The organism is Paraburkholderia phenazinium (assembly GCF_900100735.1).
GTDB lineage: Bacteria > Pseudomonadota > Gammaproteobacteria > Burkholderiales > Burkholderiaceae > Paraburkholderia > Paraburkholderia phenazinia.
This window is the reverse complement of the sequence record NZ_FNCJ01000008.1, coordinates 309,421-321,658: the sequence shown is the minus strand read 5'-3', so window position 1 is coordinate 321,658 and position 12,238 is coordinate 309,421. Positions and strand designations below refer to the sequence as shown.

The 12,238-nt window shown below is 65.5% G+C and carries 13 protein-coding genes; 7 read left to right on the top strand and 6 right to left on the bottom strand.

The features are described 5' to 3' along the window. Window positions 1–30: 30 nt before the first annotated feature. Genes sctS through sctU form a run of 6 tightly spaced genes read right to left on the bottom strand, consistent with a single transcriptional unit; the run spans window position 31 to window position 6,344 of the window. Window positions 31–294 carry a type III secretion system export apparatus subunit SctS gene (gene sctS / locus BLQ92_RS20035; RefSeq protein ID WP_074295048.1) on the bottom strand — a complete coding sequence of 88 codons (264 nt, stop codon included), beginning with the start codon at window positions 292–294 and terminating at the stop codon, window positions 31–33. A 12-nt stretch (window positions 295–306) separates the two neighbouring features. Then, window positions 307–957, bottom strand: coding sequence for a type III secretion system export apparatus subunit SctR (sctR, locus tag BLQ92_RS20030; RefSeq protein ID WP_090686266.1), 651 nt, complete (start codon window positions 955–957; stop codon window positions 307–309). Next, the gene (gene sctQ / locus BLQ92_RS20025; RefSeq protein ID WP_244106639.1) at window positions 941–2,362 is read right to left on the bottom strand and encodes a type III secretion system cytoplasmic ring protein SctQ; all 1,422 of its coding nucleotides are present in this window, start codon (window positions 2,360–2,362) and stop codon (window positions 941–943) included. The genes sctR and sctQ overlap by 17 nt, the downstream gene beginning before the upstream one ends. Before the next feature lie 14 nt (window positions 2,363–2,376). Further along, on the bottom strand, window positions 2,377–3,102 hold the full coding sequence (sctP, locus tag BLQ92_RS20020) for a type III secretion system protein SctP (RefSeq protein ID WP_090686265.1): 726 nt from the start codon (window positions 3,100–3,102) through the stop codon (window positions 2,377–2,379). 10 nt (window positions 3,103–3,112) lie between these two features. Next, on the bottom strand, window positions 3,113–5,224 hold the full coding sequence (gene sctV, locus BLQ92_RS20015; protein WP_090686264.1) for a type III secretion system export apparatus subunit SctV: 2,112 nt from the start codon (window positions 5,222–5,224) through the stop codon (window positions 3,113–3,115). A gap of 31 nt (window positions 5,225–5,255) precedes the next feature. Beyond that, window positions 5,256–6,344 (bottom strand): type III secretion system export apparatus subunit SctU, encoded by a 1,089-nt coding sequence (gene sctU, locus BLQ92_RS20010; protein ID WP_090686263.1) that lies wholly within the window; start codon window positions 6,342–6,344, stop codon window positions 5,256–5,258. Window positions 6,345–6,681: 337 nt separating this feature from the next. On the opposite strand from sctU, the gene BLQ92_RS20005 reads away from it, so the two are divergent. From BLQ92_RS20005 to BLQ92_RS19975, 7 genes are all read left to right on the top strand, one after another. Further along, window positions 6,682–7,278, top strand: coding sequence for an HrpB1 family type III secretion system apparatus protein (locus BLQ92_RS20005; RefSeq protein WP_090686262.1), 597 nt, complete (start codon window positions 6,682–6,684; stop codon window positions 7,276–7,278). A 49-nt stretch (window positions 7,279–7,327) separates the two neighbouring features. Beyond that, window positions 7,328–7,723, top strand: coding sequence for a type III secretion protein HrpB2 (locus BLQ92_RS20000; RefSeq protein ID WP_090686261.1), 396 nt, complete (start codon window positions 7,328–7,330; stop codon window positions 7,721–7,723). Window positions 7,724–7,787: 64 nt separating this feature from the next. Further along, entirely contained in the window at window positions 7,788–8,621 is an 834-nt protein-coding gene (gene sctJ / locus BLQ92_RS19995) for a type III secretion system inner membrane ring lipoprotein SctJ (protein ID WP_090686260.1), read from the top strand. A 17-nt stretch (window positions 8,622–8,638) separates the two neighbouring features. Next, the gene (locus BLQ92_RS19990; protein WP_090686259.1) at window positions 8,639–9,472 is read left to right on the top strand and encodes a type III secretion protein HrpB4; all 834 of its coding nucleotides are present in this window, start codon (window positions 8,639–8,641) and stop codon (window positions 9,470–9,472) included. Then, on the top strand, window positions 9,457–10,347 hold the full coding sequence (gene sctL / locus BLQ92_RS19985) for a type III secretion system stator protein SctL (protein WP_090686258.1): 891 nt from the start codon (window positions 9,457–9,459) through the stop codon (window positions 10,345–10,347). Before BLQ92_RS19990 ends, sctL begins: the two co-directional genes overlap by 16 nt. Then, window positions 10,344–11,693, top strand: coding sequence for a type III secretion system ATPase SctN (gene sctN / locus BLQ92_RS19980; RefSeq protein WP_090686257.1), 1,350 nt, complete (start codon window positions 10,344–10,346; stop codon window positions 11,691–11,693). The genes sctL and sctN overlap by 4 nt, the downstream gene beginning before the upstream one ends. After that, window positions 11,693–12,226 (top strand): hypothetical protein, encoded by a 534-nt coding sequence (locus BLQ92_RS19975; RefSeq protein ID WP_090686256.1) that lies wholly within the window; start codon window positions 11,693–11,695, stop codon window positions 12,224–12,226. Before sctN ends, BLQ92_RS19975 begins: the two co-directional genes overlap by 1 nt. Window positions 12,227–12,238: the final 12 nt, after the last annotated feature.

Sequence of the window (12,238 nt, the reverse complement as noted above, 5' to 3'; positions counted from 1 at the left end):
TCGCGTGAGGTCGGCAGTCGAGGCGCCGCGTCACAGCGGCACCGCCGCCTGCAGGATTTCGTTGGCGAAGTGCAGGACCGCCGCGCATGATAGCGGCGCAGCGATGACGATGGCGACCGTCACCGCAATCAGCTTGACCGCATGCGAGAGCGTTTGATCCTGCATCGAGGTGATCGCCTGCAGGAACGACACGCCGAGGCCGACCACCGCCGCGACGATCACCGGCGGCAGCGAGACGGTCAGGCACAGCAGCATGCCTTCGGTGGTGTAGCGGATCAGCGAATCGATATCCATGGTGGCCCCTCGCTACTTATAGGTCATGACAAGGCCGTGAATCAGCGTCGACCAGCCGTCCATCACCACGAACAGCAACAGCTTGAACGGGATCGCGACGTTGGTCGGCGTCACCTGGTTCAGTCCCATCGCCAGCAGCACGTTGGCGATGATCAGATCGACCACGATAAACGCGATGTACAACAGAAAGCCGATCTTGAACGCGTCGGTCAGCTCGGTCAGTGTGAAGGCCGGCGCGAGCACGATCAGATCATCTTCCTTGAGTTCCTGCGCTTCTTCCTTCGGCCAGACGACGCCGGCCGAGCGCAGGAAGAAGCGCTTTTCGCGCTCCTGAGCATGTTTTTCCAGAAACTGACGAAACGGCTCGCGCGCGGCGCCGAACGCCTGGATCAGCGCCTGCGACGGCTGCGTCGCGAGCTGCTGGCCCTCGAGCGTCTTGGCGGCCTGCATGCCGATAGGCGCCATTACGTACACCGACACCAGGATCGCAATGCCGTTGAGCACCATGTTGGGCGGCACTTGCTGTACGCCGAGCGCATTGCGCAGCAGGCCGAGCACCACGACGATCTTGGCGTAGGAGGTGACCACCATGGCGACGAACGGCAGCAGGCTGATGGCGACGACGACGAGCAGCAGCCCGGTAATATCACTGAACTGGACCATGCCTGTGCGCCATGCGAATGATGCGAATGCCGAGATGCTCGCCGACCGTGACGAGCTCGCCATAGCCGATGGTTTGTCCGTGCGCGACGAGGCGCAGTTGCGCGTCGGCAACCGGCACGGGCAGCTCCACGACGTAGCCGGGGCCGAGCGCCGACAACTGCGCAAGCGGCAGGGCGACCGTGTCGATCTCGAACTGCACGGGCAGCTCGAGTTCGCCGATACGGATCGGATCCTCGGGTTGATCGATGGCGAGCCCGGCGTCGGCGCTCGCCGGGTCCAGCTCTTCTGACATGTTCGGCTCCTTGACGATGACGAGCGATTGCCCGTCGATTTCCACAGCGGCGCACAGACGCGTGAGCCCGGGGGTGCCCCACGCGGCGACGGCGCGCGGCCGCGTGCGGGGTACAGAAGGGTCGGTGGGCGCTACGAGCAGCGTCGTGTTCAATGATGCAAACACGCCTCGCAACAGCACGTCGCCGGGTTCGAGCGCGTTCAGCGTCTCCACGGGCAGTGGCTTGCTGCCGATGATCAGGCGGCCCGGGATCGCCAGTTCGGGCTGCGGCAGGGGCGTAGAGATGGCGCTAGCCGCACCAGGGTTCGCCGGCGAGGCGGCATCCGGAGTCGGACGCAACAGCGCGTCGAGCAGGTCGTAGCAACGCAGATCGGCGCAGACGGCAAGATCGAAGCGCCTGCCGTCCAGCACGAACGACAGCGTGACGGCATGCGTCTCGCTCAACGAAGCGCGGTGCAGCTGGCCAGCCGCGCTGCGTTCAGGACTGCGCGCGGTCTCGCTCAAACGCCGGCGGCGCACGGCGACCACACGCGGATCCTTGAAGCCAAAGCGCGTCAGTTGCGCGAGCAACGGTTCCAGCACCACGCCGGCGACGGCATTGCGTAGCGCGATGTCCGCGGACGAGGTGGCCATCGAGGGTGCGAGCGGCGTCACTGTTGCATGTACAAGGCTCGCGGGTGCATCGCGTTCAGGCCAGGCGGCGATTGCGAGTGCCGGGTACGCCTGCAGATCAAGCGCCACCTGCACGGCGGCTATAGCTGTACCCGTACCTGCCGGCAAGGCCAGCGTGAGTTCGACGACCGCGGGGTCGGCAAAGTGTGCGTCCACCGTGCGTGGGTCGCTCACAGTAGCGCATAATTCCGCGGTTCCACATAGGGCGGCGGCGCGCATCGCGAGCCGTGCATCGCAGACGCTGCGTGTCACGCGGGCCGCCGCACGACTGATCACTGGTGGCCGCAGCGGCGCGATGGTGGCCTCGGGGGTAGGCTGTTCCGCTTGCCCGGGCATTGCGCCACGCTGCTGCAAGTGCTCCACTGCGCCGCGTGCGGGCCGTCCTTGCGCATCGTCGCGCGCTGCTTCTGCGGTCCTCGGTTCGGCTAGGGGATGGGCCATGCGTTGGGAATCAGTCACCAGACAGTGAGTTCGATTTCGCGGGCTTCACCCCACGCGCGCAGCATCGTGTCGAGCTCTCTCTCGAGCAGGCTGCTATGGTCCAAGAGTAACTGGCGCGCTGCCAGATCCGGCGCGTCGAACCGAAGCTGGAGCCTGAAACGCGAAAGCGATAGATACAAGGTGGTCTGCGGCAGCAGTTTCTGATCGAGCGGCAACTGCACTTCCCAATTGCCGGCGTCGGCAATCGCACGCTCGCTGCAGAAGGTGCCGATTTCACGCGCAAGCGAGCCGAGCAGATGCAGGCAGCGTTGCTGCTGCTGGTAGACCGCCGAGACCACCGGCATCGCCGCACCGGCGACGCGGGCCCTGAGGGCCTGGCGCTCGGGGGAGTCGGCGGCCTCATCCGCGGCGCTGCCCGGCGAGCGGGTGGAGGTGTGAGCGGCAGCGCCGTCCCACGGCCTTGCAACTTGCGGGTCAGGTTCGCGTGCGAACGGGCGGGGCGCTTGCACGCCGCTCTCGTCTTGTGGGGCGTCTTCACCGTCGCTCTGGCCGTCAGCCTGTGCGTGTGCGTTGGCGTCGCCGCCCAGACGATGCAACACGCGCCGTCGTCCGAGCAACGAGGCGTAGTCGAACTGGCGGCCACGCGAGCCACTTGCGGGCGAGGGTGCGGCAGACGCATCGTCATAAGCATCGTCTTGGCCTGGAATGATGCGCAGATGGCGCGACTCGATATGGGTCATCGCGGCGGCCTTAGATCGACACGCGGCCAAGCGGCCGCAGTTCGACATGCTCGCCGAGTTCCTGGTACGAATACACGGCGAGCCAGCCGAGCCGCGCTTCGATCATGCGACGCACGTAGCGGCGAATGTCCATGGAGGTGACGAGCGCCACGCCCTCGCGCGGCGTCATGCCGACGAACGACTGGATCTTGTCGATCAGCAGCGTCGCTTCATCCGGCGGCAGCGCGAGGAAATTGCCGGTAGGGGTCTGCTTGATCGCCTGGCGGATATGCTGTTCGACCGGCATGTCGAACAGCACCGCCGAGAGCGTGCGTTCGCCGCGGGCGGCGCGATGTGCAAGGAAGCGCGACAGGTCGCCGCGCACGTACTCGGTGAGCATCAGCATGTCTTTCTCTTTCGGTCCCCAGGTGATCAGGCTTTCCATGATCGTGCGCACGTTGCGAATCGAGATCTGTTCTTCGAGCAGGCGGCGCAGCACGTCGGCAATCCGCTGCGGCGGTAGCACCTTCTGCACTTCAGCGACAAGACCGGGGTAGTCGCTGGCGAGCTGGTCGAGAATCCATTGCACTTCCTGAATGCCGAGAAAAAGCGGTGCATGCCGCCGCATCAGCGCAACCGATGCGTGTGCAATCACCTGCTCGGCGCGCCATACCGGCGTCTTGGCGGGCACCGCACGCTCCTCCAGCCAATGCGTAGCCGCGCCGCTCGTATCGATCGGGCCGCGCTCTTCGCTTTGTGCGAGCAGCGTGGCGAGCGCGTTAGCTTCCTCGTTGCCGGGGATGGCCACCGCCGCCGCGCTCGATTGCCCCATGCGGGTTGCTTCCGGCAGCATCACCTTGCCGGCGGGGAGTTCGATGGCCAGTTGCGGCACGTCGTGTACGAGGATTTCGCAGGTCGCGGCGGGCAGTGCGGCATAGCTCCACATCGTGATGCCGGGAAACGGCAGTCCAAGCTCTTCCTGCAAGCGTGCCCGTTCGCTTTCGAACGACTTGTCGAGCGCGGGCATGGTGAGCCGCGCCACCAGGTCCGGAGCGATCCGCACGCCGAGGGCGCAAGTGAACTGCGGCGCGCGGGCGAGGATGGCGGGCACGTCGATTTTCGAACCGGAGCGCTGCATGGCATGCAGCGATTCGAGTTCGTGGTTTTGCTGCTGCGGCTTCTTTTTATCGAGGCGGTAAGCGGTAAAGGCGAGGGTGCCTGACAGCAGCACGAACAACACGGCAGGGAAACCCGGCACGGCCGCGAAGCCGAGCAGCAACACCGCCGCGAAATAGAGTGCGCGCGAACTGGAACCGAGCTGCCGGCCGATTTCGTCGCCGAGCGAACCGTGCTTGGCCTGGCGCTCGTCGGCCACGCGGGTGATCATCACGCCTGCCGCCACCGAGAGCAGCAGCGAGGGAATCTGCGACACCATTGCATCGCCGATCGACAGGATCGAGAAACGGTTGGCCGCCTCGCCCGCGCTCATGTTGTGATACGCCACGCCTACCGCGATACCGGCGACGATATTGATCGCGGTGATGATCAGCCCGGCAATCGCGTCGCCCTTGACGAACTTCATCGCGCCGTCCATGCCGCCGTGCAACTGACTTTCGACGGCGAGCGTAGCGCGCTTTCTGCGCGCTTCTTCGGCGGTCAGCAGGTTGGCGCGCAAGTCGGCGTCGATACTCATCTGCTTGCCCGGCAAGGCGTCGAGCGTAAAGCGCGCACCGACTTCGGCCACTCGTTCCGAGCCTTTGGCGATCACGATGAACTGCACGGTGGTGATAATCACAAACACCACGAGGCCTACCACCAGGTTGCCGCCCACCACCAGCTCACCGAAGCTCTCGATGATATTGCCGGCTTCGGCATGCAGCAGGATCGACTTGGTGGAGGCAATGTTCAGCGACAGGCGGTATAGCGTGGTGAACAGCAGCAGCGACGGAAACGCGGAAAGCGAGACCACGTCCGGCACATACATGGTCACCATTAGCAGGGTCACGCTGATCGTGATGTTCACGCCGAGCAGTATGTCGATCAGGGCGGGCGGCAGCGGCAGGATCATCAGCGAGATGATCGCGACGATCAGCGCCACGATGCCGACTTCGCCACCTGCGGGGAGTTTCAGCGTCTTGAGCATGGATTGGGTCTCTAGTCGAAGTGCTTGGTACTTAGTGGGGCGCTTGAGGCGCCACATCGTCGTGGCCGGCTGATTCACGCCGCACGCCGATCGCATCGACCCAGCGCAGAATCGCCGCCACCGTTTCGAACAGCTCCTCGGGGATCGGCTGGTCGACACCGACCTTGTACAGGGCACGGGCCACCGGCGGATTGCCGATGATCGGCACGCCGGCATCGCGGGCGGCATGGCGCAAATGCGCGGCTTGTTCGTCCATGCCCTTGGCGATCACGCGCGGCAGCGGATGTTCCTCGGGCGCATAGCGCACGGCGACGGCGTAGTGGGTCGGGTTCACCACCATCATGTTCGCCATCCCCACCTTCGATTGCGGCGGCGCGGTGGCCATCTCGCGCGCCAGGCGCCGCCGTTCGCCCTTGATGCGCGGGTCGCCTTCCTGATTCTTGTGTTCGCGTTTGACCTCGTCCTTGCTCATCTTCATCTTCTTCATGAACATGAAGCTCTGCAGCTTGACGTCGGCCGCGCCGACCAGCACAAATATCGCCGCCGCAACCATGAACAGCTTGAGCAGGATCTCCCAGAACATCCGCACCAGACCGGGCAACGGTTGATAGAGCGAGCCGACGATCAACGGAAACAGCCATTTGATCGACTCCCACATCACGCAGAAAATAATCGCCGCCTTGACAACCATCTTGGCGCACTCGATCAGCGTGCGTACCGAGAAAATCCGCTTCAGGCCCGCTGCCGGGCTGACCGCTTTCGGGTCGGGCGTCACCGGTTTGGTGGAGATCTGGATGCCCACCTGGCCGAGCGAGCCCGCAATGGCCGCGAGCGCCGCGGTGCACACACACGGCACGATGGCCGAGAGCGCGACCCCGCCGAGCTTGTAGAGCTGCGTGTTCATATTGGTCAGCGAATGGTCCCCGCCGACGAAGGTCATGGCCGTGTCCACCACGGCGCGCATCGCATCGCTAAAGCGGCTCGCGCCGCCGGCCAGCAACACCACCACCGCCAGCATCGAGATGGAATCGGTCAGATCGCTGCTGCGCGAAACCTGGCCTTCCTTGCGCGCGTCTTTCAGCTTTTTGTCTGTGGGTTCTTCGGTCTTTTCGTCGCTCATGCGTCGGCTCGGCTAGATGGGGCGGCAAGGCGCTCGGCGGGCTTGCGCCGCCACGCTCGTTCGACGATAACGCTCGCCCGCTGGCGCCATGCCGCGCGAAGCGAAGCTGTCGCACGCCTTGCGAAGCCCGCCATGCGCCCGGGTGCTCGCGACCGTGTCTTTACGGCGCCCGCCTAGGGCGTAGCGCGCCATGCGCCGCTCCGGCTTCGCTTGCGCTGCGCTCGCTTCGTGTCGTAGCGCTTGCACACCGGCGTCAGTTGCTATGTTTGACGCGTCCTTCATGACCGGCTGCGCGTGGCGTGGCCGCTTTCAACGTCTCTCCCAGGAGTGAGTCGCCATGACCGCCAGCACGCCGGAATACATGAACTGCAGCCCTAATGTGATCGGCGGGCTGATCGAAACCGTTTCGACTGCCTTGCTTAGCAACTTCCCGAAGGTCTCCGCCGATCCATACGACATCGAACTGGTGCTCGACGCGCTGCGCGTGCTGCGTCCGCGCGTGACCGAGATCGATACGCTCGACGGCATCCTGCATATGGTGCGCGGCCATTGGGACGATGCGATCCACGTGCTGCGCCAGGTCGGCGAAAACGCACCGCGCTTCGGTTATGCGAAGGCGCTGCTGGCGTTCTGCCTGTCGGCCAAGGGCGATCCGGACTGGAAGCAATGCGCCACCGAGGCGATGGAGATCAACCCGAGCCGCGACACCCAGTCGCTGGTGCGGGCGCTCGAAGCGCGCGAGGACCTGCTCAATGCGATGCGTGTGCGCCGCAACGGCGGCCAGTTCGTCACGCCGGCCTCGTGCGAAGCGCTTGCTGAGTTCAATGAGCAGGCCGAAGCGGCTGAGTCGACCCCCGAGGCTCCTGTAGCGGCTGCCGTGGCGCCAGCACCGCTCGCTATACAGATGCCGCACGCATCGTTCCTGCGCGCTTGATACACGCTCAGTCTTCTCCGCATTTTCCCCATCTGCCACGGAGCCGCCGATGACCGTCAACGTCAATACGTCAGCGCTACATGCCTCGCTCGAACAGTTGTCGCAGGGGGCGGCCGCGCCTGGTGCGCAAACGCCCACGCAGCTTGCCGACAAGTTCCAGTCGCTGATGCAGAAGGCGCCGATGAGCGCGCCCGCGGCGCCGCAGAACGACGGCACCGCGGTGGCCTCGAAGCTGGTCGCCGCGCAGGACGCGGAACTGCAGCACACCGTCAACGATGCGCTCGATCTCGCCCAGCGTGCGCCGACCCTGACGATGAACGAGATGAGCGCGGGCACGATCCGCATGACGCTCGAACTCGCCAGCACGCAGCTCGATCTGGAAGCGAAGATGGGCGTGGTCGACTCGTCGAAGTCGGCCATCGAAACGCTGATGAAAAACCAATAAGACCGTTGTCGAGGACGCAGCTGTCTCGGCTCGTCCGTCATGCGAGGAATCGCGAGGCTTAGCAATGTCCGACCGAACGCCGATTCGCCGCCGCAGCGTGCCCTTGCTGTGCGTGCTTGCGCTGTGCGTGCTGCTCGCCGGCTGCAAGAAAGAGCTGTACGGCAACCTGTCCGAGCAGGATGTCAACGAGATGGTGGTGGCGCTGCTCGAGCGCGGTGTCGATGCGACCAAGGAAACGCCGGACGCGGGCAAGACCTGGTCGCTCGAAGTCGACGATGGGCAGCTCGTGCGCGCCATGGAAGTGTTGCGCGCCCGCGGCTTGCCGCATAACAAGTTCGACGATCTTGGCGATCTGTTCAAGAAGGACGGTCTTGTTTCGACGCCGACCGAAGAACGCGTGCGCTTTATCTATGGCATGTCGCAAGAGTTGTCTTCGACCTTGTCGAAGATCGACGGCGTGCTGGTAGCGCGCGTACAGATCGTACTGCCGAATAACGATCCGCTCGCACAGACCATCAAGCCTTCCTCGGCGGCCGTGTTTATCAAGTACCGTCCGGACTCGGATATCGGCACGCTGGTGCCGCAGATCAAGACGCTGGTGATGCATAGCGTGGAAGGGCTCACGTACGACCAGGTCAGTGTGACGGCGGTCGCGGCCGATCCAGTCGAACTATCGCAACTGCCGCAATCGAGCGGTGTGCCGGGATGGCTGTTCGGTGTGCTGGCTGGCGCCACCGTGCTGGTGGCGACCGCGCTGCTGGTGCTGGCACGTCGTGGAGTGCTGGCCGGGCGCTCGGGCGGTGCGGCGGGCGGCGCAGGCGCGGTTGCCGGCGACGCGGCGGCGGGCCGTTTTGGCGGGCTGCTGGCGCGCTTGCGGCGGCCGGGCGCGGCGGGTTGAATGTCCGTGTGCTGCCAATGAACGCCCCTGTCGATTTGCCGTTTATGCGCGCGGCTGCGGCGCTCGACGCGTATCGCCGCAATCTGGCAGAGACGGCCCGTTGGGCGGATCCATCGTGGAGCGCGGCGTTGCTCGGCGCCGACGCTGCGCAGCTTGCCGGCTGGCAGGCAGTCCTCGTGTGGGCCAGTGCCCCGGCGCTGGAAAGCTGTTCACGGGCGCTTGCCCAGGCCGCCGGAGTACGCATGCCGTCGCTCGACGTATTGACACAGCCTGCGTTGCGGACTGCGTTACCGCCTGCGTCAGCCGGTTCGGGCCTCGCGGGCGGTGCCGGCTCGTCCGCGGCGTTGGCGAATGCAGCGGGCCAGTCAGCCGCCCAACCCAATGCCGCCTTGCTCGACGTCTTGCCCGCGCAGACCGGCTTGCAGGTGCTGCGCATGCGTGCGCTGTCATTCCGGCGTGCGGAGGCGCGACGCCTGATCGACAAACGCAGCCGCTCGCAGTTGTCCGAGTGGGCGGGCGTCGGCATCGACCGTCTCACTCAGGACGCCCATCTGGCGGACGCTCCCGATACGGCACGCCTTGTCGCGCGCGTGGCGATGCCTCCACTCGCTGCCCTCGACGCTGCAGGCCTCGCGCTCGAAGGCTGTGCGCTGCTGCTGCGCGATCTCACGACGGCCGACCCCGCCGGCCCGCGCCTGCCGTTTCCTTTGCTCAGGCTTGCGCTGCCGCGCGTCCTGCCGACGCCGCCCTGGCTTGCCGCCGTGCCGCCGCAGCTCGACGCGCTCGGTACGGCACGGCTCTTTGCGCGTCTGTCTGAACTGCTACCGGAGTGGGCATGGCTATTTGGTTGAAAAGTGCCCGGTCGGCGCCCGGCGAGATCGACGCTAACGGCCTCGTGACGCGTGTCGGCGCCGCCGGTGATGTGATTTCGCGGGAGACCTTCGGCACGCTGGTGTCGATCGACGCTGCCTATGCCGAACTCGCGGCTGACCGCGAAGCGCTGCTGGCCGCCGCGCGTGAAGCGGCTGCAGAGATTGTCGAAGCGGGCCATGCCCAGGCCGCGCAGATTATCGAAGAAGCGCAGCGCGAATATGACACGGCCGCCGAGCAGGGCTATCGCGACGGCTGCGACCGCGCGCTCGCCGACTGGATGGAGCGCCTCGCCGACGTGGCCGACGCGCAGAGTCAGTTGCAGATTCGCATGCGTGAGCGGCTCGCGGGGATTGTCGCGTCGGCCGTCGAGCAGATCGTGCGGGTGGAGCGCCACGAGGCGCTGTTCGAGCGGGCGCTGGCGACGGTGGACCGGATCGTCGATGGCGCGACCTATCTGCGCGTCGCCGTCCATCCCGACGACTACGACGAAGCGAAGGCGACCTTCGACCGGCTCGCCGCGCGCTGGCACGAACTGGGGCGGCCGATTCCGCTCTCGGTCGTAGCCGACAAGCGGCTCGGCCCGGGCAGTTGTGTCTGCGAATCGGACTTCGGCACCGTTGATGCGAGTCTCGACACGCAGCTTCGCGCGATGCGCAGTGCGGTGTCGCGCGCCTTGAAGCGCTCGGTCGAAGAGGCCGAAGCGACCGAACAGGCCGAGGCGGACGCGGCAGCAGAGGCAGCCGAAGCGACGGAGCTGAAAGATGCCGCAGGTGAGGCCGAGGCGACCTATGCCGAAGATGGCCACGGATTGAATACGAACGAAGCAGAGGCCACCGGCGAGGAAACCGCATGAGCACGCCATGGCTTGCCCGCACGATCGACTTCGAGCGGCTGACCGACGCGATCGAACGCGAAATTCTTGCTGAACCGGGCGTGGCGCGCACCGGCAAGGTGCTCGAAGTGATCGGTACGCTGATCAAGGTCGCGGGCCTCGACGTCTCGCTCGGCGAACTATGCGAGCTGCGTGCGCCGAACGGCACGCTGTTGCAGCACGCCGAAGTGATCGGTTTTACCCGTGATGTGGCGCTGCTATCGCCGTTTTCGCGGCTGGAGAATATCTCGCGCTCGACCCAGGTGATCGGCCTTGGCCGCCCGCTCGCGGTGAAAGTGGGCGATATGCTGCTTGGCCGCGTGATCGACAGTCTTGGCGAACCGGTGGACGGCGGCCCGCCCATCGAGTCCGATACGCTGCGGCCCGTATTCGCCTCGCCGCCGGATCCGATGAACCGCCGCATGATCGACGCACCGCTCGTCACTGGCGTGCGGGTCGTGGACGCCATGATGACGCTTGCCGAAGGGCAGCGGATGGGCATTTTCGCGCCGGCCGGTGTGGGCAAAAGTACCTTGCTCGGCATGTTCGCGCGCGGCGCCTCGTGCGACGTTAACGTGATCGCGCTGATCGGCGAGCGCGGCCGTGAAGTGCGCGAGTTCGTAGAACTGATTCTTGGGCCGGAAGGAATGGCGCGTTCGGTGGTCGTCTGCGCGACGTCGGACCGCTCGTCCATGGAGCGCGCCAAGGCCGCCTATGTGGCGACCGCGATTGCCGAATACTTCCGCGACCGCGGCCAGCGCGTGCTGCTGATGATGGACTCGCTGACGCGTTTCGCGCGGGCTGGCCGTGAGATAGGCTTGGCTGCCGGTGAACCCCCTGCCCGGCGCGGTTTTCCGCCGTCGATTTTTGCAGAGCTGCCACGCCTGCTCGAGCGCGCCGGCATGGGCGAGACGGGCTCGATTACCGCTTTGTACACGGTGCTTGCCGAAGACGATAGCGGCAGCGACCCGATTGCGGAAGAGGTGCGCGGGATTCTCGACGGCCATATGATCCTTTCGCGTGAGATTGCGGCAAAGAATCAGTACCCGGCCATCGACGTCCTCGCGAGCCTCTCGCGCGTGATGTCGCAGGTCGTGCCCGAGCAATATGTGCAGGCGGCGGCGCGGATCCGCGAACTGATGGCAAAGCATCGCGAGGTGGAGATGCTCTTGCAGATCGGCGAATATCAGCCGGGCACCAACGCGCTTGCGGACGAGGCAATCGCCAAGCTCGATTCGATCAAAGCGTTTCTCTCGCAGCGCACGGCCGACTACGCCGCGCCCGGCGATACGGAAGCGCAGTTGTATGCATTGAGTGGGATCGGCTAATGGCAGCGTCGAAAGGGGGAAGCGGTTCGCGGGACCGCCGCATCATCGCGCTCGAGCGCTCATGCACACGGCGGCGGCGTCTCGACGACACGCTGCGCGTGGCGCTCACCACGCAGCGCGGCACCCATGCGACGCTCGAAGCGATGCGCGACGCCAAGGCCGCGCAGGTCGAGCGCGAAGTGGGCATCCTGCGTTTCTATCAGCATCGCATCGAGGCGATGATGACTGGCACCGAGGCGTTCTCGCTCGACGAGATGAACGGTTGCCGCCGTTATCTGGATGTGGTCGGCGAACGGCTGCGCGCGCTGGAAGGCGAGCTGGCGCAAGCCGAAGCGGCTGTGCACAACAGTACGGCCGCAATCGAAAAGATCCAGCGCGATATCGCGCTCAATCAAGGCCGTATCGATCTATGCGGCGAGCGCATCGTGCAGATTCGCCGCCAGCACGACGAGGTCGCGGAAAACGCCAGTGACGAAGAAGCGGAAGAGACCGCGCTTGCGCGACGCTTCCAGCAGCAGAGGGCGCAAGCTTGAACGATATCTTTT

Bases quoted from the DNA above. Each gene is read 5' to 3' on its own strand.
- sctS (WP_074295048.1), bottom strand. From the start codon at position 294: ATGGATATCGATTCGCTGATCCGCTACACCACCGAAGGCATGCTGCTG.
- sctR (WP_090686266.1), bottom strand. From the start codon at position 957: ATGGTCCAGTTCAGTGATATTACCGGGCTGCTGCTCGTCGTCGTCGCC.
- sctQ (WP_244106639.1), bottom strand. From the start codon at position 2,362: ATGGCCCATCCCCTAGCCGAACCGAGGACCGCAGAAGCAGCGCGCGAC.
- sctP (WP_090686265.1), bottom strand. From the start codon at position 3,102: ATGACCCATATCGAGTCGCGCCATCTGCGCATCATTCCAGGCCAAGAC.
- sctV (WP_090686264.1), bottom strand. From the start codon at position 5,224: ATGCTCAAGACGCTGAAACTCCCCGCAGGTGGCGAAGTCGGCATCGTG.
- sctU (WP_090686263.1), bottom strand. From the start codon at position 6,344: ATGAGCGACGAAAAGACCGAAGAACCCACAGACAAAAAGCTGAAAGAC.
- BLQ92_RS20005 (WP_090686262.1), top strand. From the start codon at position 6,682: ATGACCGCCAGCACGCCGGAATACATGAACTGCAGCCCTAATGTGATC.
- BLQ92_RS20000 (WP_090686261.1), top strand. From the start codon at position 7,328: ATGACCGTCAACGTCAATACGTCAGCGCTACATGCCTCGCTCGAACAG.
- sctJ (WP_090686260.1), top strand. From the start codon at position 7,788: ATGTCCGACCGAACGCCGATTCGCCGCCGCAGCGTGCCCTTGCTGTGC.
- BLQ92_RS19990 (WP_090686259.1), top strand. From the start codon at position 8,639: ATGAACGCCCCTGTCGATTTGCCGTTTATGCGCGCGGCTGCGGCGCTC.
- sctL (WP_090686258.1), top strand. From the start codon at position 9,457: ATGGCTATTTGGTTGAAAAGTGCCCGGTCGGCGCCCGGCGAGATCGAC.
- sctN (WP_090686257.1), top strand. From the start codon at position 10,344: ATGAGCACGCCATGGCTTGCCCGCACGATCGACTTCGAGCGGCTGACC.
- BLQ92_RS19975 (WP_090686256.1), top strand. From the start codon at position 11,693: ATGGCAGCGTCGAAAGGGGGAAGCGGTTCGCGGGACCGCCGCATCATC.